Here is a 24,394-nt window from a genome sequence, read left to right on the forward strand (position 1 = left end):
TCAGAAGCGAATGCTGAAACCGAGGCAGTAACTGAGAGGCAGCGTGACTGCCCGGGTGATTGAGGAGCAGAGAGCATGTGCACGGTATGTGGTTGCGGAACAGGTGAGATCAGAATCGGTCAGGCCGTCGCCAGGCCGAGGGCCAAAGCCGGGGCGACCGTGGCCTGGCGCGCCGTGGCAGCGCATGAGCACGACCATGATGATCATCACGGTCACACTGCGCACGATCCGCATGGCGATGCGACCGGGCATGGCCCCCGTGTTGAGGGCGACAACGTGGACTACGGCACTGGCCCGGCGCACGCACATGCGCCCGGACTCAGTCAGGGCCAGATGGTGAGGATCGAGCAGGACATTCTCGGCAAGAACGACCGCCTCGCCGAGGCCAACCGTCGCTGGCTGGGCGAGCGCGGCATCTTTGCGCTCAATCTGGTGTCGAGTCCGGGTTCGGGCAAGACGACCCTGTTGTGCCGCACGATCACCGAACTGGGCGGCAGATTGCCGGTGGCCGTGGTCGAGGGCGACCAGCAGACCGATTTCGACGCCGAGCGCATCCGCGCGACCGGCGTGCGCGCACTGCAGATCAATACCGGCAAGGGCTGCCATCTTGATGCACACATGGTAGGTCAGGCATTGCCGCGCCTCGAGCTTGCGGATGATTCGCTGCTGCTGATCGAAAACGTCGGCAACCTGGTCTGCCCGGCAGCCTTCGACCTTGGCGAGGCGCACAAGGTGGTGATCCTGTCGGTGACCGAGGGAGAGGACAAGCCGCTCAAGTATCCCGACATGTTCGCCGCCGCCGATCTGATGCTGGTGAACAAGGTCGATCTGCTGCCCTACCTGAGCTTCGATGTGGACAGGGCGGTGGAGTTTGCGCTGCGGGTCAATCCGCGCCTGCAGGTGATGAAGGTGTCCGCGACCACCGGCGAAGGTTTCGATGAGTGGCTCGCCTGGATTGGTGCAGGCGTGGAGGCGGCCTCGGCTGACCGGTCGCCGTCGCAAGTGGCCGCAGCAGGTGTCGTGGCTTGATGGCGCAGGACTTCTCCCAGCCCAGGCTCGAGCGCCGGCATATTCGCGTGCGCGGCGTGGTTCAGGGCGTGGGTTTCAGGCCCTTCGTCTATCGTCTGGCTCAGACGCTGGACCTCTCCGGCTGGGTCAGAAACGACGGTGATGGCGTCGAGCTCGAAGGGCAGGGGCTGCCCGGCAATCTCTCGGCGCTGATTGCGCGGATCCGTTCGGAGGCGCCCAGCCTTGCGCGGGTCGATTCGATTCACACTCGGCTGTGCGATGCCGATCCCGCAGATCAGGGCTTTACCATCCGGACCAGCGAGAGCGGCGCGGTCAGCACCACCATCGGCCACGACAGCGCCGTGTGTGCAGACTGTCTTGCGGAACTGTTCGATCCTGCCGACCGGCGCTGGCGCTATCCCTTCATCAACTGCACCCACTGCGGTCCGCGCTACACCATCACCCGTGCGCTGCCCTATGACCGCAGCAACACGAGCATGGCGACCTTTGCGCAGTGTCCGGCATGTCAGCGCGAATACGATGCCCCCGTGCATCGGCGTTTTCATGCCGAGCCCAATGCGTGCGCGGACTGCGGGCCGCAGCTGAGCCTGCTCGAAGCGGCCGGCGTGCGGGTGGCGACGCGCGACCCGATTGCCGACACCCTGCTGCGCCTGCTCACCGGCGAGATCGTCGCGATCAAGGGGCTCGGCGGCTTTCACCTGGTGTGCGATGCGCGCAACCCGGAGGCGGTCGAGCGTCTGCGCGCGCGCAAGGGGCGCGGCGGGAAGCCGTTTGCGGTGATGGTGGCCAATCTCGCGTCGGCCCGGCGCTGGGCGCGACTGGCTTCCGCCGAAGAAGCCTTGCTGGCTGGCGCCGAGCGACCCGTCGTGCTGTGCGAAAAGCGTCCGAGCGTCGACAACGAGCTCTGGGGCCTTGCCCCGGATCTCGGCAGCATCGGGCTGATGCTTCCCTATACGCCGCTTCATTACCTGCTGTTCCACGACAACGCAGGACGCCCTTCGGGGACGGACTGGCTCGGCGAGGTGCAGGATCTGGCGCTGGTGATGACCTCGGCCAACCCCGGGGGCGAGCCGCTGGTGACTGACAACCAGGAAGCCCTGCAGCGCCTCAAAGGGATCGCCGACGCTTACCTGATGCACGATCGTGACATCCTGAGCCGTTGCGACGATTCGGTCATGGTCGCCGAGCGCAGCGCGCTTGCCGGGGCACGGGAAACGCCGCGCTTCGTTCGCCGCGCACGCGGTTTCACCCCGCGGTCTATCCGGCTGGCACAGAAAGGCGTGCCGGTACTGGCCTTTGGCGCGTGGCTGAAGAACGCGGTGTGCCTCACCCGTGGCGACGAAGCCTTCCTCTCCGAGCACATCGGCGATCTCGACAATCCGGGTGTGTGCGTGGCGATGGATCAGGCGGCAGAGCATCTGCAGCGCATTCTGGCCATCCAGCCCGAAGCCGTGGCGCACGACCTGCATCCGGATTTCCATTCCACCCGTGCCGCGCTGGCGCTGGCGGACCGCCTCGGTGTGCCAGCGATCGGGGTGCAGCATCACCATGCCCATATCGCCGCGGTACTTGCCGAGCATCGCCGTTCGGGCCCGGTGCTCGGCGTCGCGCTCGATGGCGTCGGCCTCGGCAGCGACGGCAGCGCGTGGGGTGGCGAGCTGCTGACGGTGGATGGCGCAGCGTTCGAGCGCGTGGGCCATCTCGCGCCGCTGGCGCTGCCCGGTGGCGACCAGGCCGCCAGGGCGCCGTGGCGAATGGCCGCATCCGCGCTGCACCGGATGGGAAGAGGCGCCGACATCGCGCCGCGCTTTGCCACGCAACGCGGAGCTGCGCAGATCAAGGTCCTGCTGGACAAGCCCCACCTGTGCCCGACCACGACCAGCATGGGGCGCTGGTTCGACGCTGCAGCCGGACTCCTCGGTGTATGCGAGCGCATGGACTACGACGCCGAGGCCGCGATGCGACTGGAGAGTCTTGCCGCAAGCTATGGTTCGGCGCTGCGCGCGCATCGAGGGTGGGCTGTGCGCGAAGATGAGTCCGGCGCCGAACTTGACCTCCTGCCGCTGCTTGCCGAGCTTGCGCGCGAGCGCAATCCGGCGCGTGGCGCAGCGGTCTTTCATGCCACGCTGCTGGCCGCACTCGAGGACTGGATCGTCGCTGCCGCGCGGCACGAGCGGCTGTCGACGGTCGCGCTCGGCGGCGGCTGTTTTCTCAACCGCCAGCTTGCATTCGAGCTCCCGCGCCGGCTCTCGGCACGCGGGCTCGAGGTTCTTACTGCGCGCCAGGCCCCCTGCAACGACGGCGGTATCGCCCTCGGTCAGGCGTGGGTGGCGATCCAGCAACTGCAACCCGGAAACTGAGCCATGTGTCTTGCGATTCCCGCCCGTGTCGTCGAACTGCTCGACGGTGACAATGCCCGCATCGATCTCGGTGGGGTAAAGAAGGAGATCTCGCTCGCCCTGGTCGAGGACGTCGCCGTGGGGGATTACGTGATCGTCCATGTCGGCTACGCCCTGTCCCGGCTCGATGCGGAGGAGGCCGAGCGCACGCTCGCCCTGTTCGCCGAGGCCGGCATCGGCGGCGCGCCGGGCGCCGGAGTGGGCGGATGAAGTACGTGGACGAGTTCCGTGACGGCGGTCTTGCGCAGAAGCTCGCGACCGCGATTCGCGCCGAGGCCGATCCGGCGCGCGAGTATGCGTTCATGGAGTTCTGCGGGGGTCATACCCATGCCATCTCGCGTTATGGTGTGACCGACCTGTTGCCGCCCAATGTGCGCATGATCCACGGACCCGGCTGTCCGGTATGCGTGCTGCCGATCGGCCGCATCGACATGGCGATCGGACTGGCGCTTGCGCGGCCCGAGGTGATCGTGTGCACATATGGCGACTGCCTGCGGGTGCCGGCCTCCGACGGGCTGTCGATGCTCAAGGCCAAGGCGCGTGGCGCCGATATCCGCATGGTGTATTCGGCGGCCGACGCAGTGGCGCTCGCTCAGGCCAACCCGGCGCGCGAAGTGGTGTTCTTCGCCATCGGCTTCGAGACCACGACGCCGCCCACCGCGCTCGTGATTCGCCAGGCCGAAGCGCTCGGGCTGAACAATTTCAGTGTGATCTGCAACCACGTGCTCACGCCGTCGGCCATCGTCACCATCCTTGAGTCGCCCGAGGTGCGGGAGATCGGCAGCGTGCCGCTGGACGGCTTCATCGGGCCGGCGCATGTGTCGACCATCATCGGCAGCCGCCCGTATGCCTTCTTCGCCGAAGAGTATCGCAAGCCGGTGGTGATCGCCGGATTCGAACCGCTCGACGTGATGCAGGCCGTGCGCATGCTGATCCGCCAGGTCAACGAAGGTCGCGCCGAGGTCGAGAACGAGTTCACCCGCGCCGTCACCGAGGACGGCAACCTCAAGGCGCAGGCGCTGGTGAGCGACGTGTTCGAACTGCGTCGGAGCTTTGAATGGCGCGGTCTGCACGAGGTGCCGTATTCGGCGCTGCGCATTCGGGCGCGCTTCGCCGCCTTCGATGCCGAGGCGAAGTTCGACATCGCCTACCGCAGCGTGGCGGACAACAAGGCCTGCGAATGCGGTGCGATCCTGCGCGGGGTGAAGAAGCCGACCGACTGCAGGATCTTCGGCACGGTGTGCACGCCGGAGAATCCGATGGGCTCGTGCATGGTGTCGTCCGAAGGTGCGTGCGCGGCCCACTACAACTATGGTCGCTTCCGCGATATTCCGGTGGTGGCTGCGTGACTGGAGGCTGGAGTGCGACGCTGGAGGCCCCAACATGGGTGAGGTAAAGAAAGGCTATGTCCGCCCGCTGGATCTGAAGCAGGGCCGGGTGGATATGGGACATGGTGCGGGTGGCCGGGCGATGGCGCAGTTGATCGACGAGGTGTTTGCGCGCGCCTTCGCCAACGAGTGGCTGGGGCAGGGCAATGATGCGGCGGTGCTGCCTGCACCCGCAGCGGGCGAGCGGCTGGTGATGGCCACCGATGCGCACGTGGTGTCACCGCTGTTTTTCCCCGGCGGCGATATCGGTTGCCTGTCGGTGCACGGCACCATCAACGATGTGGCCGTCATGGGCGCCCGCCCGCTCTACCTTGCGGCGAGCTTCATTCTGGAAGAAGGCTTTGCGCTGGCCGATCTGGTACGCATCGTCAATTCGATGGCCGCGGCGGCGCGCGAGGCCGGCGTGCCGGTGGTGACCGGAGACACCAAGGTGGTCGAAGCCGGCAAGGGCGACGGTGTGTTCATTTCCACCACCGGCGTCGGGGCCTTGCCGGCGGGGCGCGACATTGGCGGCGCGAATGCGCGCGCGGGCGATGTGGTGATCGTGTCCGGCAGTATCGGCGACCATGGCACGGCCATCCTGTCGCAGCGCGAATCGCTCGCCTTCGACACCGAAATCGTGTCCGACACGGCCGCGCTGCACGGCCTGATCGCCCACCTGCTCGAGCTTGTGCCCGGCGTCCGGGTCATGCGCGACCCCACCCGCGGCGGGCTGGCGACCACGCTCAACGAGATTGCGGTCCAGTCCGGGGTCGGGATCAGCCTCGAGGAGGCGGCGATACCGGTTCATCCGCAGGTGGAGGCCGCGTGCGAGTTCCTCGGCCTCGACCCGCTGTATGTGGCCAACGAGGGCAAGCTGGTGGTGATATGTGCCGCGGCCGATGCGGACGCAGCCGTTTCCGCCCTGCGCGCGCATCCGCTTGGCACCGAGGCCGCGCGCATCGGCGAGGTGATCGACGACCCCAACCACTTCGTGCAGATCCGCACCGGGTTTGGCGGGCGGCGCATGGTCGACTGGCTGTCGGGCGAGCAATTGCCCCGCATCTGCTGAGGCCGAACGGATGCGCATCCTGTTTCTGACCCACGCCTTCAACAGCCTGAGCCAGCGTCTCTTTGCCGAACTGAGTGCCGACGGGCATCGGGTGTCGGTGGAGTTCGACATTGCCGACGCGGTGGCCGAAGAAGCCGTGGCCTTGTTCCGGCCCGACGTGATCGTGTGTCCTTTTCTCAAGCGCGCGGTGCCGGCCTCGATCTGGCGCGAACACCTCACCCTGATCGTGCACCCGGGCATCGTCGGCGACCGCGGGCCATCGGCGCTGGACTGGGCCATTCATGACGGGTTGCGCGAATGGGGCGTGACGGTGCTGCAGGCTGAAGCCGAAATGGACGCCGGCCCGGTGTGGGCGGCGCGGCGCTTTCCGATGCGGGTGGCGACCAAGGCCAGTCTTTACCGCAACGAGGTGACCGATGCCGCGCTCGCAGCGGTGCGCGAGGCGCTGGCGCGCGTCGCCGCGTGGCGAGCAAGACGGTGGCAACCCTGTCCCATCCACGACTGGACGGGCGCGAACGGAACCTGGCACCCACCCATGCAGCAGGCGGATCGCAGCATCGACTGGGCCGCTGACAGCACGGCCACGGTGCTTGCGCGGCTGCGTGCGGCTGACGGCTATCCGGGTGTGGCCGATACGCTTTTCGGTGAAGACTGCCGGCTCTTCGACGCACAGCCCGCGCAGGTGCAGCACGAGGCCGCGGCAGGCGAGGTCGTGGGGCGGCGGGCCGATGGCGCGGTGTTGCGCGCAACGGTCGATGGCGCAGTGTGGATCGGTCACGTCAGGCGCAGCAATGGCGAACACCGATTCAAGCTGCCGGTCGCGGACGCCTTTCCGCAACAGGTCGCGGCTTTGCCCTTGCTCGCCGACCCGGATGCCGATGCGATCGGCTACCGCGAGTCTGCCGACGGTCGCGTTGGCTTCCTGCGCTTCAACTTCTACAACGGTGCAATGAGTACCGCCCAGTGCGGGCAGTTGCGTGAAGCCATCGAACAGGCCAATGCACGGCCGACGCGGGTGCTGGTGCTCGAAGGCGGACGTGATTTCTGGTCCAACGGGATTCATCTCAACACCATCGAGGCGGCGCGCTCGGTGGCCGACGAGTCGTGGACAAACATCAACGCCATGGACGATGTCTGTCTGGCACTGCTGCAGACGAGCGACAAACTGACCGTTGCGGCGATGCGCGGCAATGCCGGCGCGGGCGGCTGCTTTCTGGCGCTGGCTGCGGATTTCGTCTGGGCGCGCGAGGGCGTGGTCCTCAATCCGCACTACCGCAACATGGGCAACCTCTACGGCTCCGAGTACTGGACCTATCTGCTGCCGCGCAGGGTTGGCCCGGAAACCGCGCGCACGATCATGTCCAGCCGCTTGCCGCTGCTGGCCGAACGTGCCGTGGAGGCGGGGCTGATCGACGCCTGTTTCGGTCGCGATTTGCCCGGCTTCGAGCGTGAGGTCGCCGCACGCGCGGATGCGCTTGCGCGTGCCGCGGACTACCCGGACCGGCTGGCGGACAAGCAGAGCCGCCGTGCTGCCGACGAAGCCATCAAGCCGCTTGCCGCCTATCGCAACGACGAACTTGAACAGATGCGACGCAACTTCTTCGGCTTCGATCCGAGTTTTCACGTGGCGCGCTACCACTTCGTGCACAAATCGGCGCAGTCGTGGACGCCGAGGCATCTGGCCCTGCACCGCGAACTGGGGTGGCGGGTGCCGGAAGGCGCAACGGAGGCGGGTGCATGACGAGCGAATTGCCAGGCGTGCTGGTGGTGGATGACGAACTGCGCTCGCAGGAAGCCCTGCATCGCACGCTGGAAGAGGATTTCAATGTCTTCACCGCCTCGTCTGCGGCCGAAGCGGCCGAGATCATGGCGCGCGAGTGGATACAGATCGTGCTTTGCGATCAGCGCATGCCCGGGGTGTCCGGCGTGCAGTTTCTGCGCGAGGTGCGCGACAAGTGGCCGGACGCGGTGCGCATCATCATCTCGGGCTACACCGAGTCCGAGGACATCATCGCCGGCATCAACGAGGCAGGCATCTATCAGTACCTGCTCAAACCCTGGCAACCGGAGCAGCTGCTGCTCACCCTGCGCGGCGCAGCGGAGATCTACCGGCTGCAGACCGAGAACCAGCGCCTGTCGCTCGACCTGAAGGTGACGGGGCCGGTGATGCGCCAGCGGGTGGCGAGCAAGCGCCAGGTGATCGAACGCAAGTTTGCGCTGGACACCTTGCTGCGTGCGCCGGACTCGCCGATGAACGCGGTGTGCGAACTACTGTGCAAGGTGGCGCGGCTCGATGTGCCGGTGCTGCTCACCGGTGAGTCGGGTACCGGCAAGGAACTGCTCGCGCGCGCGCTGCATCTGGCCAGCCCGCGCCGTTCCGAGCCCTTCGTCACCGAGAACTGCGGTGCGGTGCCGGATCAGCTGCTCGAATCCGAACTGTTCGGCTACAAGCGTGGCGCGTTTACCGGCGCCTACGAGGATCGGGTCGGGCTGTTCAAGCAGGCCGATGGGGGCAGCATCTTTCTCGATGAGATCGGCGAAACCACACCGGCCTTCCAGGTCAAGCTGTTGCGGGTGCTGCAGGAAGGGGAAGTGCGACCGATCGGTGCGCCTCGTCCGCTGCCGGTCGACCTGCGCGTGGTGGCGGCAACCAACCGCGACCTCGAGGCCGACGTGCGCGCCGGTCGTTTCCGCGAGGACCTCTACTACCGTATCGCCGCGATCACCATTCAGGTGCCGCCGCTGCGCGAGCGGCCGATGGATATCGGCCTCATCGCGCAGACCTTCGTCGACGAAACCCTGTCCGCGGCGGGGCTGGCGCCACAGCGGCTTGGGCACGATGTGCTTTCCTGTCTGACTGCGTACCGCTGGCCCGGCAACGTGCGCGAACTGCGCAACGAGGTACTGCGCATGGTCGCACTGGCGGATGACGGCGAATTGCGTGCGGCCGATCTCAGCCCGCGTGTGCTGCGGGCTGCCGCGGTGGAGCAGGAGCCGGCCCTCGAGCTGTTGTCAGGGCTCGACGGTGATCTCAAGACCCGGCTCGACGCGCTCGAGGCCCGCATCGTCAGGGAGAGCCTCGTGCGCCATCGCTGGAACAAGACCCATGCTGCGCGCGAGCTCGGCCTGTCGCGCGTGGGGCTGCGCAACAAGCTCACCCGCTACGGGCTCGACAAGGACTGATCCTGTGCTTCAATACCGCTCATGAACGTGCTCTGGCTTCAATCCGGCGGCTGTGGTGGCTGCACCATGTCCCTGTTGTGCGCCGAGTCGCCCGACGTGCTCGCCACGCTCGAGGGCGGTGGCGTGTCACTGTTGTGGCATCCGAGCCTGTCCGAGGCCAGCGGCCCGGAGGTCGTGGCCATCCTCGAATCCTGTATCGCCGGGACGACCCCGCTCGACGTCCTCTGCGTGGAGGGCGCGCTGCTGCGCGGACCGCATGGCAGTGGCCGTTTTCATGTGCTGGCGGGTACCGGGCGGGCGATGATCGACTGGGTCCGCGCCCTGGCGGCGCGCGCACGTCATACCGTGGCGGTGGGCACCTGCGCTGCGTTTGGCGGGGTGACCGCCGCCGGCTGCAACCCGACCGATGCCTGCGGCCTGCAGTACGATGGCAACGCGGCAGGCGGCCTGCTCGGTGCCGGCTATCGCAGCGCAAGCGGCTTGCCGGTGATCAATGTCGCGGGCTGCCCGACGCATCCGGGCTGGGTGCTGGAAACCCTGCTGGCGCTTGCGCTCGACGGCATCGCCGCGGTCGACCTCGATGCGCTCGGGCGTCCGCGCTTCTATGCAGACCAGCTGGTGCACCACGGCTGTTCGCGCAACGAGTTCTACGAGTTCAAGGCCAGCGCGGAGAAGGCGTCCGATCTTGGCTGCATGATGGAGCACATGGGCTGCAAGGGCACGCAGGCGCACGCCGACTGCAATGTGCGCCCATGGAACGGAGCCGGTTCATGTACCAGCGGGGGCTACCCCTGCATCAGCTGTACCGAACCCGGTTTCGAGGAGCCCGGCCATCCCTTCTTTGAAACGCCCAAGGTGGGCGGCATTCCCATCGGCTTGCCGACCGACATGCCAAAGGCCTGGTTTGTCGCACTCGCGGCGCTGTCGAAGTCGGCCACGCCGAAGCGGGTGCGAACCAATGCGACGGCGGATCACCCGGTGGTGACGCCGGTCATCCGCAAGACCGGGTTCAAGTAACAGGGTGTGAAATGACCTTGAAGGTTGCAAGTGTGATCGTCCGGATGATGGATCGCGGATTCGCTCGACGTAGCGTGCCGGTGCGCCGGCGTGTGCAGGTGCGCTCATGAGCCGTCGTGTGCTGGGCCCGTTCAACCGCGTCGAGGGCGACCTCGAGCTCAGCCTCGATACCGAGGATGGCGTGGTTTCGGCTGCGCGGGTCAATTCGCCGCTGTATCGTGGCTTCGAGCAGATTCTCGAAGGCAAGGCGCCGGCTGACGCAATGGTCATCGTGCCGCGCATCTGCGGTATCTGCTCCGTATCCCAGTCGGTGGCGGCTGCGACGGCCCTCGCCGATGCGATGGGCGTGACGCCGCCGCCCAATGGCGCGCGTGCGACCAACCTGATGCTTGCTACCGAGAACCTCGCCGATCACCTGACCCATTTCTATCTGTTCTTCATGCCGGATTTCGCGCGCGACGCGTATGCCGGCGCGCCGTGGTTTGCGTCGGCCGAAGCGCGCTTCAAGGCGATCCGGGGGGCGGCTGCGGCCGACGTCCTGCCCGCACGGGCGCAGTTCATGCACCTGCTCGGCACGCTGGCCGGCAAGTGGCCGCACACGCTGAGCGTGCAGCCTGGCGGGTCGGCGCGCGCTGTCAGCGCGACCGAGCGCGTGCGGATGGTGTCCCTGATCCGAAGTTTTCGCGCCTGGCTGGAGCGCCATCTGTTCGGCGATGCACTGGAGGCCATCAGTGGTATCGGCTCCGAGGCGGCCCTGTGGGCGTGGCTCGATGCGAAGGGGCCGGAGCGTGGGGATTTCGCCCGTTTCCTTGCCATTGCGCGCAACCTCCGGCTCGATCGCCTGGGGCGCTGTGAGGGGGGCGAACGCTACCTGAGCCATGGCAATTACGTGTTCGAAGGCGAGCGCCTCTTCGCCCGCGGCGTGTGGGATGGGGCGTCGGCCAGCCTGCTCGACTTCGCCCATGAAGATGTGACCGAGGACGTCTCCCATGCATGGATGGCGGGGGAGGGGGCCTGCCATCCGCTCTCCGGTTTCACCCAGCCCGATATCGCGCGCGAGTCCGGCTACAGCTGGTGCAAGGCGCCGCGCTGGCGGGGCGAGGTGGTGCAGTGCGGCGCCTTGTCGCGGCAGGTGGTGGATGCCCATCCGCTGGCGCGCGATCTCGTGGCTGCGGGTGGCGGAAACGTGTTCAGCCGGGTGGTCGGGCGCTTGCTCGAAATCGCGCGGGTGGTGCCCGAGATGGAGCGTTGGGCGCTTGCGATCGAGCCTGGCGAACGTTTCTGCACCGAAGCCGGCGTGCCCGATTCGGCGCAGGGCGTGGGCCTGATCGAAGCCGCGCGCGGTGCGCTCGGACACTGGGTCGTCATCCGCAAGGGGCGGATTCAGCGCTACCAGATCATCGCGCCCACGACCTGGAACTTTTCCCCTCGCGACGGCCGCGGTACGCCCGGCGCGCTCGAACAGGCTCTGGTGGGCACGCCCGCGTGCGAGTCGGATGAAATGCCGCTTGCGGTGCAGCATGTCGTGCGCTCCTTCGACCCCTGCATGGTATGCACGGTGCACTGAGGAAGACTGCATGAAAAATACCCCTGAGTCTTCCCTCGACGTCGGCCATACCGGACATCCTGGCGAACTCGTCGGTGTGGGCGAGGACGTGTGGATGGATGTGATCCACAAGATGGACGAGGTCTATTCCGATCTGCTGCAGTACGAGGTCGCTCTCGAGGAAAAGAACGCCAAGCTTGAGGAGTCGCAGCAGTTCATCCTCAGCGTGCTGACTGCGATGTCCGACATTCTGGTGATCTGTGGGCGCGACGGCACCATCGAGGACGTGAACCCGGCGCTGGAGGTGATCACCGGGCGCAAGGCCGCAGATTTGCGCGGCACCTCGGTGTTCGACCTGTTTGCCGATGCCGACGCGCGCGTGCTGGCGCGTGCCCGGCTCAACGTGAGCTGTGGCGATGACGAAGTGCACGATTGCGAACTTCCGCTGCGCGCGCATGACGGCGCGTCGGTGCCAGTTTCCTTCAACTGTACGCCGCGCTTCAATGCGGTGGGCAAGTCCCTGGGCATGGTCGTAACCGGGCGCCCGGTCGGCGAATTGCGCAAGGCCTATCAGGCGCTTACCCAGGCGCATGACGACCTGAAGCGTACCCAGCAGCAACTGCTGCATTCGGAAAAGATGGCCTCTCTTGGGCGCCTGGTGGCCGGCGTGGCGCATGAGCTGAACAACCCGATCAGCTTCATCATCGGCAATGTGCACGCGCTGCGCCGCTATGCAGAGCGTCTCGGGCAGTACCTTGCCGCCGTGCATGAGGGGGTGCCGGCCGAGGAGGTCGAACACCTGCGCAAACGTCTGCGCATCGACCGCATCCTGGTCGATCTCGATCCGCTGATCGAGGGCACGATCGAGGGTGCCGAGCGTACGCGTGAGATCGTGGATGGATTGAAGCGCTTCTCTGCGGTTGATCGTAACGAGCAGCAACGCTTCGATCTTGCAGAGGTCATCGAACGTGCGGTGCGCTGGGTGTGTCAGGCTGAGCGCAAGACCTTCAAGGTTGCGATGGAGTTTTCCGGCCCGCTTCCGGTGATCGGGTCGGCAGGGCAGATGCAGCAGGTGGCAATGAACCTGGTTCAGAACGCTGCAGATGCCACCCGTCTCACCGACTTGCCGACGCTGCGGATTGCCGCGGAGCAGGTTTCAACGGCACAGGGGCCGCGCATCCTCTTGCGCTTCGTGGACAACGGCCCGGGTATCGCGCCGGCGCATCTGGCTCATGTGTTCGATCCCTTCTTCACCACCAAGCCGGTGGGTCAGGGTACCGGGCTCGGACTGTCCATCAGCTACGGCATCGTCGAGCGGCATGGTGGGTCGCTGCGCGCCGAAAACCTGCCTGCGGGCGGCGCGGCATTCACGCTCGAACTGCCGCTTGCGCGCTGACGGCCCCGGTGCGCGCAGTGGAAAGCGTGTGACCGGCTTGGGCTGCACGCCGTCAGCGGCGCGTCCGGTGCAGCGTCAAAAGGGTTCCGGATTGCCAGCAGGCAGTGGGGGGCGCTTGCTGGCACGCATCTTGTATCAATCGATGACAGTTTGCTCGACAGCGCCAATAAATGAGGAGATTTCCATGCTTCGCTCTCGTGTTCTGATTGCTGCCGTACTCAGCCTTGGCGCCGGATCGGTGTTTGCACACTCGGGGCATGCGGATGCGGGATTCGCGTCGGGTCTGATGCATCCGGTGACCGGCCTCGACCACCTGCTCGCAATGCTTGCCGTGGGGCTGTACGCCGCGGGTCAGCGCGGCGCGGCGCGGTGGGGCCTGCCCCTGGGCTTCGTGCTGGCGATGCTCGGTGGATCGCTGCTGGGGATGGCGGGCATCGCCCTGCCGGCCGTCGAGGGGACGATCGCAGCGTCGGTGATCGTGCTCGGGCTGTTGCTGAGTTCGCTGACAAGTCTGTCACTGGCCTTGACCCTTCCGCTGATCACGATCTTTGCAGTGTTTCATGGCCATGCCCATTACGCCGAGATCGGCGACGCGGGTTTCATGCGTTACGCGGGTGGCTTCGTGCTCGCTACGGCTGCGCTGCATCTGGCGGGGTTTCTCTGTGCGCGCTGGTTTCCCGAATCGCGCACCGGGCTGGCCGTGAAGCGGACCGTCGGCGTCGTCGTGAGCGGTGCCGGCGTGCTGATGCTCGGAAGCTGATGGGGCGTGAAGGGCCGGCCCGACCGCCTAAGAAATGGTTCTTGCGAGGCTGGCGTGCGATAATCGCCCCGCTTTTCATTTCGAGCAGCGGCCTTTCCGATCGGCGGCCTGATGATCTGTGCGATGTGGCGAAGCGCGGCGTGTCCGATTCGCCCGCTGCAGGCCGTCTCAGGGTGGCGGGTTCCGGATCCGGAGCCCGGCCCAAACGAATTCAAACCGGCGCAGGCCGGTTTTTGTTCTGGCGCGTCCGGAAGGCATGCCTGCTGCTGTGCTAACATCGGCCGACCTTGTCGATCGACGGGGTCTCATTCCGAACGGGTTCAAGATGCGTATTCTGGTCAGTAACGACGACGGCTATTTCGCGCCAGGGCTTGCAGCGCTCGTAGCGGCGCTGGCAGAAATCGGCGAGGTAACTGTCGTTGCGCCCGAACGTGACCGCAGCGGTGCGAGCAACTCCCTGACGCTCGATCGCCCGCTTTCACTGCGTCGTGCGGCCAATGGGTTCTACTTCGTCAACGGTACGCCAACCGACTGCGTGCATCTCGCGGTTACGGGCATGCTCGACCATATGCCCGACATGGTGGTGTCTGGCGTCAATCATGGCGCCAACATGGGTGACGACACCATCTACTCTGGCACTGTTGCGGCTGCCACCGAAGGCTTCCTGCTGGGCGTGCCTTCGATCGCGGTGTCGCTGGTCAGCAAGGGCGCGTCGGATTTTTCGGCCGCGGCGCGCGTCGCGCGTGACCTTGCCGAGCGCTTCATGCGCCAGCCCTGGCCGCGGCCCGCCTTGCTCAACGTCAACGTGCCCGATCTGCCCTATGAGCAGATCAAGGGGACGCAGGTGACCCGTCTGGGCAAGCGTCACAAGGCCGAGCCGGTTATCCGCAGCGTGACCCCGCGCAACGAAACCGTTTACTGGGTGGGTGCTGCCGGCGGTGCAGCAGACGCCGGCGACGGCACCGACTTCAATGCGGTGACAAGCGGCATGGTGTCGATCACGCCCTTGCAGATCGACCTCACGCACACCGCACAGATTCATACTGTAAAGGACTGGCTGGCACAATGAATGCGCGGACGCCGGATGCAGTGCGGACCCGGGCCAGAATGGTCGATCGCCTGCGTGCGCAGGGAATCCGGGACGAGAAAGTCCTCTCGGCCATGGCCCAGATCCCCCGTCACCAGTTTGTCGAGGAAGGGCTGGCCTACGGCGCCTATGACGACACTGCGCTGCCGATCGGCTTTCAGCAAACCATTTCCCAGCCCTTTGTCGTCGCGCGCATGATCGAGTTGTTGCGTGCGGGCCGGGAACTTGGCCGCACGCTGGAAATCGGAGCCGGTTGTGGTTACCAGGCTGCAGTGCTTTCCAAGATTGCGACGGATGTCTATGCGGTAGAGCGCATACGCCCGCTGCTGGATCGTGCACGCAACAATCTGCGTCCGCTGCGTCTGCCGAATGTACGTTTGAAATATGCTGACGGCAGCGTAGGCTTGCCCGAGGCAGCACCGTTTGACACGATTATTGTCGCTGCCGCAGCCGTCGGTGTGCCCCAGGCGCTGAAAGATCAGCTTGCGCCTGGCGGGCGCCTGATGATTCCTGTGGGCAGCGGCGAACAACGCCTGTTGCTGATCGAGCGGCAGGGTAACGTATTCAAGGAAAGCTGGTACGAAGCAGTGCGCTTCGTGCCGCTATTGACTGGTACAGAATGAACAAAGAAATTTTTCGTCGTCGCGCAGCCCTGTTCGGGATGGTTTCGCTGCTCGCATTGACCGCGGGCTGCGCCAGTCGCGTTTCCGCTCCGGTTCGTGACGGGACGCAGCCTCCTGCCGCAGCCGCGCCGGTTGAGCGCGTGGGTTTTCACGTGGTGCGCCCCGGTGAGACGGTGTTGGCGCTGTCCCGCATGTACAACGTCAGCGTGGCAGATATCGTGGGCTGGAATGGCCTGACGAACCCCAATCAGATCCACGTCGGGCAGGAACTGCGGGTTGCGCCCGAGACGCCCGTGGTGGCGCAGGTGATTCCGATCACGTCCGAGCCTGTGGTGATTTCGCCGGTTGTTCCGCAGACCGGCGGTGCCGCACCGATCAAGCAGGAACCGCGTGGTGGCAAGCAGCCGTACTCGGATGAGGCGTGGGAAAAAATGCAGCGCCCGGGCGATGTCGCGGTTGCAGAGTCGAAGCAGCCGGTTGCGCCCGCTGCGCCTGAAACCCCGCGTTTGCCGGGGCCTGATGGTGACTGGCTGTGGCCGGTGAAGGGCAAGGTCATCGTCGGTTTCGACGAACCGGTCGCGGGCGATGCGAAGCTGCGCAACAAGGGGATCGACATTGCAGGAACTCCGGGTACGCCCGTACTTGCCTCGGCAGGCGGCAAGGTGGTCTACTCAGGCAGCGGCTTGCGTGGTCTCGGAAAACTGGTCATCATCAAACACGATGCCAATTACCTGACGGCTTATGCGCACAATCAGCAACTGCTTGTGAAAGAAGCTGAAACCGTGACAAAGGGTCAGAAGATTGCAGAGCTTGGCAGTACCGACGCAGATCGGCCGAAGTTGCATTTCGAGATTCGCAAGCAGGGGCAGCCGGTTGATCCGCTGAAATACCTGCCCGCACACTGACGAGGAGGCACATGGAAGAGCCGGCAAACCCTGACGATATCGATAGTCAAGAACCGGATCTTCCCCTTGAGGTGGAGGTTTTCTCCGACCGTCAGGCGCCGGTGGTCGAGAATGAGTTTCTCAGCGACGTCACCCAGATCTATCTCAACGAGATCGGTGCCAATCCGCTGCTGACGGCCGAAGAGGAAGCGGCCTTGTCGCGCAGGGTGAGGCTGGGTGATTTTGAGGCGCGGCAGACGATGATCGAGCGCAATCTCCGGCTCGTCGTCAATATCGCCAAACACTACCTGAATCGCGGTATTCCGCTGCTGGATCTGGTCGAGGAAGGCAATCTCGGCCTGATCCACGCGCTGGAAAAGTTCGACCCCGAGCGCGGATTCCGCTTCTCGACCTACGCGACCTGGTGGATTCGGCAGAACATCGAGCGCGCGATCATGAATCAGTCGCGCACGATCCGGCTCCCGGTGCACGTGGTCAAGGAACTGAACCAGGTGTTGCGCGCCCAGCGCAGCATTGAGGCGAATTCCAACGGGGAATCAACCCTGGAGGAGATCGCCCAGCGTCTCGACAAACCCATCGAGACCGTTCGCGCCATTCTTGCGCTGAGCGAACATACGGCCTCGCTCGATGCGCCGCTGGACATCGATCCGAGTCTGTCCATCGGTGAGTCGCTTGCGGACGACCACGCAGAATCCCCCGAAGTGCTGATTCACGGTGCTGAAATCGAAACGCTGCTGCGCACCTGGATCGACATGCTCAACGAGAAGCAGCGTCTGGTCATCCGTCACCGTTACGGCATCGACGAATGCGAAATGCTGACCCTCGAAGAACTCGCCGCCCGGCTCGAGCTTACGCGTGAGCGTGTGCGCCAGATACAGCTCGAGGCGCTGGGCCAGCTCCGGCGCACGCTCCGGCGCCGCGGGATCTCCAAGGACGCGTTGTTCTGAGCGCTTGCGCGTCAGCGCACCGTGCCGGCGCACCCGCCGAGGCGGGCACCTTCCGTTCATGTTCGCTGTGGCGCGCTCCTGCGGCCCGGAACTAGCCCGAGGCCGCCACATTGCGGGCCAGCCTGCGCGCCCGGATGGTCTGTGCGAGCTCGAAGACCGACATCGCATAGAAGCTGCTGCGGTTGTAGCGGGTGATGACGTAGAAGTTGCGGTAACCCAGCCAGTATTCGACATCTGCGCCCGGGGTTTCAAGGTCGACGAGCGTGACTGGCGCGGTGACCGCTTCGCCATCGGCTGCCATGATGCCCGCGTCGCGCAGCGTGTCGGCACTCAGGGTCGGTTCGATTCCCGCAGCCACCAGCGGAGCAGGGCTTGCATCCAGACTCAGGCGGGCACGCACCGCCACCGGCGCCTGCGGCTGCCATCCGTGGGCGTGGAGATAGTTGGCCACGCTGCCAATGGCGTCGAGCGGGTTGTCCTCGAAATCGATCACACCGTTGGCGTCAAAGTCCACGGCGTAGGCACGCATGCTGCTGGGCAGGAACTGCGGGTAGCCGAGTGCGCCGGCATAGGAGCCCGAGTAGCTCGTCGGCTCGCGCCCCTGCTCCCGGGCGAGCAGGAATAGTTGCTCAAGTTCGCGGCGAAACAGGTCGGCACGCGGCGGGTAGTCGAACGCGAGTGTGGTCAGCGTCGACAGGGTTTCAAAATTGCCGGTATGGCGGCCGTAAACGGTCTCCACCCCGATGATGGCGACGATGATCTCGGCCGGCACGCCATAGCGTTCTTCGGCAGCCTGCAGGATCGGGGCGTACTCATCCCAGAAGTCGAGTCCGCGCTCGATGCGGACGCGCTCGATGAACCGCGAACGGTAGCGCTCCCATGAGCGCACGCCGCGCTTGGTTGGCGGGGTGATCAGCGAGATCACACGGGGGAGCTTCTGGGCTTGGCCGATCGTCCTGCTCAGCTGCCCGGCATCGAAGCCATGGCGCGCGGACAGGTCGCTGATGAAAGCCTGCACATCCTCGCGTTCTGCATAGTTTTCGGTGTCTGCGCTGGCGCTGCCGAGTCCGAATGACAGGCTCAGTGCGAGGGTGCAGGCGAGGCGGGACAGGGGTAGATGTGCAGTGATTCCAGTCATGTCAGTTTCAGTATCCGGATGCGTCGTTTCAGTTCGCGAACCGCCTCGGGGCTGGCAGGGGGGCGGTAGCGCAGGTTTGCATAGCGCGTCGTAATGTCGGTGATCTCGGCTGCGTCGTCCGGCAGGGCCTGCGCAAGGCGGCGACCGTAATCGAGCGGACCTTCGGCCGGGCGCCGGTTCAGTCCGCGGCGGGCAAGCCTGGCGGAAAACGCGGCCCAGGCCCGGTCAAGCGGGTCGGCCGCACGTGCCTGTCTGAGCGCCCATGCAAAAAGCAGCCCCATCAGACCGGCAGCCATGACGCCCAGAACACCGATCCAGGTCGACCAGCTGAGTTCGCCCAGACCCAATCGTGACAGAAATTCGCGCTGCCGTTCAGGATTGTAGCCAAGAACCCATTGGTTCCAGCTGTTCGACACGGCTTCCCAGCGGAAACGCAGATCACGCAACCACGAAAGATGTGGGCGCATGAACAGCGGGAGGACTTCGCCTGCCGGCAGCGCGCCAGCCATGCCGGACTCGATGCGTCCGGGGGCGGCAAGGGCGGTGGGGTCGACCCGCACCCACCCGCGCTGTGGCAGCCATACCTCGGCCCAGGCGTGCGCGTCCGACTGGCGCACGATCATGCTGCCGTCCACCGGATTGATCTCGCCGCCCTGATAGCCGGTGACGACGCGCGCCGGAACGCCAGCGGCGCGCATCATGAACACGAAGGCCGATGCGAAGTGCTCGCAGAAACCGCGACGGGTGTCGAACAGAAAGGCGTCCACGCCATTGGTGCCGGTCAGTGGCGGGCGCAGGGTGTAGGTGAGGTCGATCTCGCGCATGCGAGCAAGCGTCCTCGCGAGGATGTCTTCGGGCGATGTCGATCCCGCGGCGAGTTGCTGCGCCAGCGCCTGGGTGCGCGGGTTGCTGTCGGGCGGCAGGCGCAGCGCGGTGTCGAGTACGTGGGCATGTTCATTGAGGCCGACGACGGTTTCCGGGTAGGCAACCAGGTCGAGTCGTGTGCGGCTGCGCAGCGGTTGCCTGTACATGGCCTGGAAGGTGCTGCTGTAGCGCACGCCGTCCGGAGACCCGGCAGGAAAGTCGAGTGCCAGCAGCCAGCGCTGGTTGTGGGCCTCGAGCGTGATGCGGTAATCAAGCCGCGGCCCGGATGGCTCATAGGGTGGGCGGTCGCCTTCGAGGTGGCGTGCGGCGCGCCAGGTGGTGCCATCGAAAACGCTCAGCACAGGACCGCGCCAGTAGCGCTGCGCAGGCTGGGGCGGGATACCCGCGAAATCGGCCCTGAAGGCGATCGCTTCGGACAGGCTGAGGTCGCTGATTGAGCCCGGAGCCATGGTGTTGGAGAGGCCGCTCATGCCGCTGTGGGCGTCGGCAGGAAGGCCCCATAAGGGCCCCTCGATACGCGGAAACAGCACGAAGAGCACCAGCATGAAGGGCAGCCCCTGCGCCAGTAGCAGCGCGCTGGTGCGCAGACGCTCGCGGGTGCCGGCCGCGGGGTCGGACAGGGACAGCAGGGCGCCGATCGAGAGCAGGCTGGCACAGAGGGCGAGCCCCGCAACCGGCAAGCTCTGGTTGTCGAAGAACACGCCCAGTTGCAGGAAGAAGCACAGCAGGATGGCCGCCCGGATGTCGCGCATGCTGCTCGTTTCCAGCAGCTTCAGTCCGAGCAGCAGTGCCAGAAAGGCGAGGCCGGGATCCTTGCCGAAGAAGTGTCCGAAGGCCACACGCACACCGATGCCCGCGGCGACGGCAATCAAAAGGATGAGGTAAGTGTTTGGTGTGCGGCCGCCCTGCCACAGCAGGCTGGCGCGCCAGCCCAGCAGGAGCACACTCAGCGCCGATACCCAGAGCGGCAGGGTGAGGAGGTGGGGTGCAAGCGTCAGTGCCGCCGCGCTCAGCAGCCATGCACCCTGGTCCCGGCGCAGCGCGGCTTGGGCGCTCGAGTGTGGCGGTGTTCCGGCCCTGCGCCTAAACATCGCTGCTCCCGGCATGCGGCTGGCCATGCAGCGCCAGCGCGCGCAGGCACTGATGAAGATGCACGCGTCCGCTGCCGCGTGGAAAGTAGCGCGACGGCAGCTGCAAGGCGTAACGCTGTCCGCTGCGTTCGGCCATCAGCAGCCAGGCGGTCAGTCGTGACAGCCTCGCCTCGTCGTCGAGCGTCGACGGCAGGGACGACCATTCGAGGGACACGTCGCCGCCCTCAAGCGAGGAGAACTGCTTGGTCATCAGGGGCCCGCCGCGGGCGAGCACCTTCCACGCCAGGTGTTGCGGCGAGTCCGACTGCTGATGATTGCGCAGGCCGGCGAAATCGTCATCGCCTGCCCGCAGGCTGCGCTGACCGTGGGCGTCGCCGGCGGTGAGGCCGGGCAGTGGCGGTGGGTCGGCTTCGGGCGCGGGATAGACGAGACCGGTGGTGTCCGGAATGAACACGCTCCAGGCGCGGATCAGGCCGAGCGGCCAGCGGGTTTCGAGTGTCGTGCGCCCGAGCGGAAAGGGCCCGCGAGCCTTGGTCGGCAGGGCAAGGCTGACTTCGGTGACAGTGCCGGGCGCCAGGTCGAAGGCGGTCGATCCTCCCTGCGCGCGCAGGCACAGTGCGGGTCGTCGCGCCGGGCGGTGATTGTCGATGAGGAGATGGAAGACGATATTGTCGCCACAGAACGTGGGTTCGGTGCGGCCGTTGCGGATGGAGAGCTGGAGCAGGTTGCGAAAGGCATGGACGATGCTGGCGACAGCCACGCCCCCGATCAGGAAGGTCAGGCCGTAACCCAGGCTGAGGTTGTAGTTGATCGAGGCGATCAGCATCACCAGCAGGGCGAGGGCGAAGGCGTATCCGGCCGCGGTCGGCAGAACGTAGATGCGGCGCTGATAGAGAATGATCGGCGCGGCTTCCGGCCGCCGCAGGCGGAACAGCCAGCGGTCGACCAGTCGCCGGGCGCCGCCGGTCAAGGCGTCGACGCCCATCTTCAACTCACCGGAACGGATTGCAGCAGACGGTCGAGGGCGGCGGGGGCTGGCGGGCGGCCGTCGCCGGCGAGGTGGAGACGGTGCCCGGCGACATGCGGGAACATGCGCTGCACGTCTTCCGGCAGCACGTGGTCGCGTCCTTCGATCAGCGCCCAGGCGCGCGCCGAAGCCAGCAGGCCGAGTCCTGCGCGCGGGCTCAGGCCGCCCGCGAACTCGTTGCTCTGGCGTGTGGCTGCGAGCAGGTTCTGCACGTAGTCGATCAGGCGGTCGGCCACCTGAAGCGCCTGTGCGGCATGCTGCAGTTCGATCAGGTCGTCGGGCGTGATCACGGGCTGCTGGCGTTCGATCAGCTCGCGCCGTGCTTCGCCCATCAGCAATGCACGCTCTGCTGCGCGATCGGGGTAGCCGATGCGAATGCGCATCAGGAAGCGGTCAAGCTGGCTCTCGGGCAGGGGGAAGGTGCCGATCTGGGTCGAGGGGTTCTGCGTGGCAATGACGAAAAACGGGTCGGGGAGCGGCAGGGTGGCGCCGTCGGCGGTGATCTGGCGCTCTTCCATGGCTTCGAGCAGGGCGCTCTGCGTCTTTGGCGTGGCGCGATTGATCTCATCGGCGAGAATCAGCTGGGCGAACACCGGCCCGGCATTGAAGCGAAAGCTGCTGGTCTCGCGGTCGAATACCGATACCCCGACGATGTCTGCGGGCAGCAGGTCGCTGGTGAACTGGATGCGCTGGAAATGCAGGCCGACCAGACGCGCGAGGACATGCGCAAGCGTGGTCTTGCCCACGCCCGGCATGTCCTCGATCAGCAGATGCCCGCGTGCGATGAGGCATGACAGGGCCAACTGCAATTCATGCTCCTTGCCGAGGATGATCTGGCTGGCGGCTTCAAGGAGTCTGCTTGCATGGCGTTGGGGCATGAGTTCGCACATTGTGGAATTGGCTGGGAAGCGGTGATAATAGACGACAAAGACAGCGAGCCCGTAACATGGGCCATCACCGCAGCCCGTTTGAATCGGACTGTCAGGGAAAGTTCGCCCGTTTCAGGAGAGGAGGGGTATGACAACAACGGCGTTCATCACGCACCGCGATTGCTGGTTGCATGACATGGGGGCTCATCACCCGGAATGTGCGGACAGGCTGGGGGCGATCAACGATCGTCTGATTGCCGCAGGGCTTGATCTCTACCTGTCCTTCTTCGATGCGCCGCTGGCGACCGCCGAACAGATCACGCGTGTTCATCCGGCGAGCTACTTCGACGAATTGATGAGCAGCGTGCCGGAGCACGGCATCCGCCACCTCGATCCTGACACGGCCATGAGCCCCAACACCATGAAGGCCGCGCTGCGGTCCGCAGGGGCTGGCGTGCTGGCGACGGATCTGGTGCTAAAGGGCGAGATCGAGAATGCATTCTGTGCCGTGCGCCCGCCCGGTCATCATGCCGAGCGTGCGAAGGCAATGGGGTTCTGCTTTCTCAACAACGTCGCGATCGCGGCGCGGCATGCGACGGATTTTCATGGCCTGGAGCGGGTGGCCATCGTCGACTTCGACGTGCACCATGGCAACGGTACCGAAGAGGTGTTCCGCGATGATCCCCGGGTCATGATGGCGAGCATCTTCCAGCATCCGTTCTATCCATACAGCGGCACCGAGAACCAGCCCGCACACTTCTGCAACGTGCCGGTCCCTGCAGGTACGCGCGGTGATGCGTTCAGGCAGGTCGTGAGCGACATCTGGGTGCCTGCGCTGCGCGAGCACAATCCCCAGGCCATCTTCATTTCGGCGGGTTTTGATGCGCACTATGAAGACGACATGGGTTCGCTCGGCCTGGTCGAGTCCGACTACATCTGGGCGACCCAGCAGATCAAGGGGGTCGCGGAAGATTGCGGCCACAAGCGCATCGTCTCCGTTCTGGAGGGGGGCTACTCGCTGAGCTCGCTCGCCCGGTCGGTCGTTTCCCACATCAAGGCACTGGCCGACCTCTGATCCGCCTCCGGTCAGCCCCGCATGACGTGTCGTGGGGCTGGCTGTGTTGCGGCGATCGGTTAGAATCAGGTTTTTACTGTTTTGGCCCCTGCCATGATTACCGGATCGATTGTCGCCATCGTCACGCCGATGAATGAGGATGGCAGCCTGGATTTCCCCCGCTTGCGCAGTCTGATCGACTGGCACGTTGCCGAAGGCACCGACGGGATTGTTATTGTGGGCACCACGGGCGAGTCGCCCACGGTGAATGTCGATGAGCACTGCGAGCTGATCCGCACGACGGTCGAGCATGCGGCCGGTCGCATTCCCGTCATCGCCGGCACCGGTGCCAACTCGACAGCCGAGGCCGTCGAACTTGCGCGCTACGCTCAGCAGGCCGGCGCCGCCGCCCACCTGTCCGTGGTTCCCTATTACAACCGCCCGACGCAGGAAGGCCTTTATCAGCACTTCCGTACCATCGCCGAGGCGGTCGAGCTGCCGCTGATCCTGTACAACGTGCCCGGCCGCACCGTCGCCGACCTGGCCAATGACACCACGATCCGGCTGGCCGAAATCCCGAACATCATCGGTGTCAAGGATGCGACCGGCAGCATCGATCGCAACTGCGACCTGATCGCGCGTGCGCCTGAAGGCTTTGCCCTTTACAGCGGCGACGACATGACTGTTGCCGCCTTCATGCTGCTGGGTGGCCATGGAACCATCTCGGTGACGGCAAACGTCGCCCCCCGTGCGATGCACGAGATGTGTGCGGCGGCACTTGCCGGCGATGCACTCAAGACGCGCGAAATCAACGCGCGCCTGCTCGGACTGCATCGCCACCTGTTCTGCGAAGCCAACCCGATTCCGGTCAAGTGGGCGGTTGCCCGCATGGGTCTGATGGGCGACGGCATCCGCTTGCCGCTGACGCAGTTGAGCGACACCTGTCACGAACGTGTGCGGCAGGCCATGCGCCAGGCCGGCATCAATTTCTGATCTGCA

21 protein-coding genes are annotated in these 24,394 nt (G+C 65.6%); 17 read left to right on the plus strand and 4 right to left on the minus strand.

Going from position 1 to position 24,394, the window contains the following annotated elements; all coding sequences use genetic code 11:
- The first annotated feature begins 75 nt into the window (after nucleotides 1-75).
- The 15 genes from hypB (at nucleotide 76) to rpoS (ending at nucleotide 17,331) form a co-directional block, all read left to right on the plus strand.
- A complete protein-coding gene (gene hypB / locus CEW83_RS00745; protein ID WP_108947637.1) occupies nucleotides 76-1,029 on the plus strand; it encodes a hydrogenase nickel incorporation protein HypB in 954 nt (317 codons plus the stop codon).
- Complete coding sequence (gene hypF / locus CEW83_RS00750; RefSeq protein ID WP_108947638.1) at nucleotides 1,029-3,389, plus strand: carbamoyltransferase HypF; 2,361 nt, start codon at nucleotides 1,029-1,031, stop codon at nucleotides 3,387-3,389. The genes hypB and hypF overlap by 1 nt, the downstream gene beginning before the upstream one ends.
- A gap of 3 nt (nucleotides 3,390-3,392) precedes the next feature.
- Nucleotides 3,393-3,638, plus strand: a complete 246-nt coding sequence (locus tag CEW83_RS00755; RefSeq protein ID WP_108947639.1) for a HypC/HybG/HupF family hydrogenase formation chaperone — start codon at nucleotides 3,393-3,395, stop codon at nucleotides 3,636-3,638.
- Nucleotides 3,635-4,777, plus strand: a complete 1,143-nt coding sequence (hypD, locus tag CEW83_RS00760; RefSeq protein WP_108947640.1) for a hydrogenase formation protein HypD — start codon at nucleotides 3,635-3,637, stop codon at nucleotides 4,775-4,777. The genes CEW83_RS00755 and hypD overlap by 4 nt, the downstream gene beginning before the upstream one ends.
- A 34-nt stretch (nucleotides 4,778-4,811) precedes the next feature.
- Nucleotides 4,812-5,867, plus strand: coding sequence for a hydrogenase expression/formation protein HypE (gene hypE / locus CEW83_RS00765; protein WP_108947641.1), 1,056 nt, complete (start codon nucleotides 4,812-4,814; stop codon nucleotides 5,865-5,867).
- Nucleotides 5,868-5,877: 10 nt separating this feature from the next.
- Nucleotides 5,878-7,608, plus strand: coding sequence for a hydrogenase maturation protein (locus CEW83_RS00770; RefSeq protein WP_108947642.1), 1,731 nt, complete (start codon nucleotides 5,878-5,880; stop codon nucleotides 7,606-7,608).
- Nucleotides 7,605-9,050 carry a sigma-54-dependent transcriptional regulator gene (locus tag CEW83_RS00775; protein ID WP_108947643.1) on the plus strand — a complete coding sequence of 482 codons (1,446 nt, stop codon included), beginning with the start codon at nucleotides 7,605-7,607 and terminating at the stop codon, nucleotides 9,048-9,050. Before CEW83_RS00770 ends, CEW83_RS00775 begins: the two co-directional genes overlap by 4 nt.
- A 21-nt stretch (nucleotides 9,051-9,071) precedes the next feature.
- A complete protein-coding gene (locus tag CEW83_RS00780) occupies nucleotides 9,072-10,067 on the plus strand; it encodes a HupU protein (RefSeq protein WP_108947644.1) in 996 nt (331 codons plus the stop codon).
- 106 nt (nucleotides 10,068-10,173) lie between these two features.
- Nucleotides 10,174-11,634: a nickel-dependent hydrogenase large subunit gene (locus CEW83_RS00785; protein ID WP_108947645.1), complete on the plus strand. Its 1,461-nt coding sequence runs from the start codon at nucleotides 10,174-10,176 to the stop codon at nucleotides 11,632-11,634.
- Between the two features lie 10 nt (nucleotides 11,635-11,644).
- A complete protein-coding gene (locus CEW83_RS00790; RefSeq protein WP_108947646.1) occupies nucleotides 11,645-13,009 on the plus strand; it encodes a PAS domain-containing sensor histidine kinase in 1,365 nt (454 codons plus the stop codon).
- Nucleotides 13,010-13,193: 184 nt separating this feature from the next.
- Complete coding sequence (locus CEW83_RS00795) at nucleotides 13,194-13,769, plus strand: HupE/UreJ family protein (protein ID WP_108947647.1); 576 nt, start codon at nucleotides 13,194-13,196, stop codon at nucleotides 13,767-13,769.
- Nucleotides 13,770-14,094: 325 nt separating this feature from the next.
- Entirely contained in the window at nucleotides 14,095-14,838 is a 744-nt protein-coding gene (gene surE, locus CEW83_RS00800; protein WP_108947648.1) for a 5'/3'-nucleotidase SurE, read from the plus strand.
- Nucleotides 14,835-15,479, plus strand: coding sequence for a protein-L-isoaspartate(D-aspartate) O-methyltransferase (locus tag CEW83_RS00805; protein ID WP_199915182.1), 645 nt, complete (start codon nucleotides 14,835-14,837; stop codon nucleotides 15,477-15,479). Before surE ends, CEW83_RS00805 begins: the two co-directional genes overlap by 4 nt.
- Entirely contained in the window at nucleotides 15,476-16,384 is a 909-nt protein-coding gene (locus CEW83_RS00810; protein WP_108947649.1) for a peptidoglycan DD-metalloendopeptidase family protein, read from the plus strand. The genes CEW83_RS00805 and CEW83_RS00810 overlap by 4 nt, the downstream gene beginning before the upstream one ends.
- An 11-nt stretch (nucleotides 16,385-16,395) precedes the next feature.
- Complete coding sequence (gene rpoS / locus CEW83_RS00815) at nucleotides 16,396-17,331, plus strand: RNA polymerase sigma factor RpoS (RefSeq protein ID WP_108947650.1); 936 nt, start codon at nucleotides 16,396-16,398, stop codon at nucleotides 17,329-17,331.
- A gap of 91 nt (nucleotides 17,332-17,422) precedes the next feature.
- Here rpoS and mltB read toward each other — a convergent pair whose 3' ends face one another.
- The 4 genes from mltB to CEW83_RS00835 are packed head-to-tail and all read right to left on the minus strand — an operon-like array spanning nucleotide 17,423 to nucleotide 22,350.
- On the minus strand, nucleotides 17,423-18,469 hold the full coding sequence (gene mltB / locus CEW83_RS00820; protein WP_108947651.1) for a lytic murein transglycosylase B: 1,047 nt from the start codon (nucleotides 18,467-18,469) through the stop codon (nucleotides 17,423-17,425).
- A complete protein-coding gene (locus CEW83_RS00825; protein WP_199915183.1) occupies nucleotides 18,466-20,445 on the minus strand; it encodes a transglutaminase TgpA family protein in 1,980 nt (659 codons plus the stop codon). Before CEW83_RS00825 ends, mltB begins: the two co-directional genes overlap by 4 nt.
- Complete coding sequence (locus CEW83_RS00830; protein WP_108947652.1) at nucleotides 20,438-21,430, minus strand: DUF58 domain-containing protein; 993 nt, start codon at nucleotides 21,428-21,430, stop codon at nucleotides 20,438-20,440. Before CEW83_RS00830 ends, CEW83_RS00825 begins: the two co-directional genes overlap by 8 nt.
- A 2-nt stretch (nucleotides 21,431-21,432) precedes the next feature.
- Nucleotides 21,433-22,350 (minus strand): AAA family ATPase, encoded by a 918-nt coding sequence (locus tag CEW83_RS00835; RefSeq protein WP_108951108.1) that lies wholly within the window; start codon nucleotides 22,348-22,350, stop codon nucleotides 21,433-21,435.
- 139 nt (nucleotides 22,351-22,489) lie between these two features.
- On the opposite strand from CEW83_RS00835, the gene CEW83_RS00840 reads away from it, so the two are divergent.
- On the plus strand, nucleotides 22,490-23,416 hold the full coding sequence (locus tag CEW83_RS00840; RefSeq protein ID WP_108947653.1) for a histone deacetylase family protein: 927 nt from the start codon (nucleotides 22,490-22,492) through the stop codon (nucleotides 23,414-23,416).
- Nucleotides 23,417-23,509: 93 nt separating this feature from the next.
- Nucleotides 23,510-24,388, plus strand: a complete 879-nt coding sequence (gene dapA / locus CEW83_RS00845) for a 4-hydroxy-tetrahydrodipicolinate synthase (protein ID WP_108947654.1) — start codon at nucleotides 23,510-23,512, stop codon at nucleotides 24,386-24,388.
- Nucleotides 24,389-24,394 lie beyond the last annotated feature (6 nt).

The sequence above is a fragment of the Parazoarcus communis genome, from assembly GCF_003111645.1.
GTDB classification, from domain to species: Bacteria; Pseudomonadota; Gammaproteobacteria; order Burkholderiales; family Rhodocyclaceae; genus Parazoarcus; species Parazoarcus communis_A.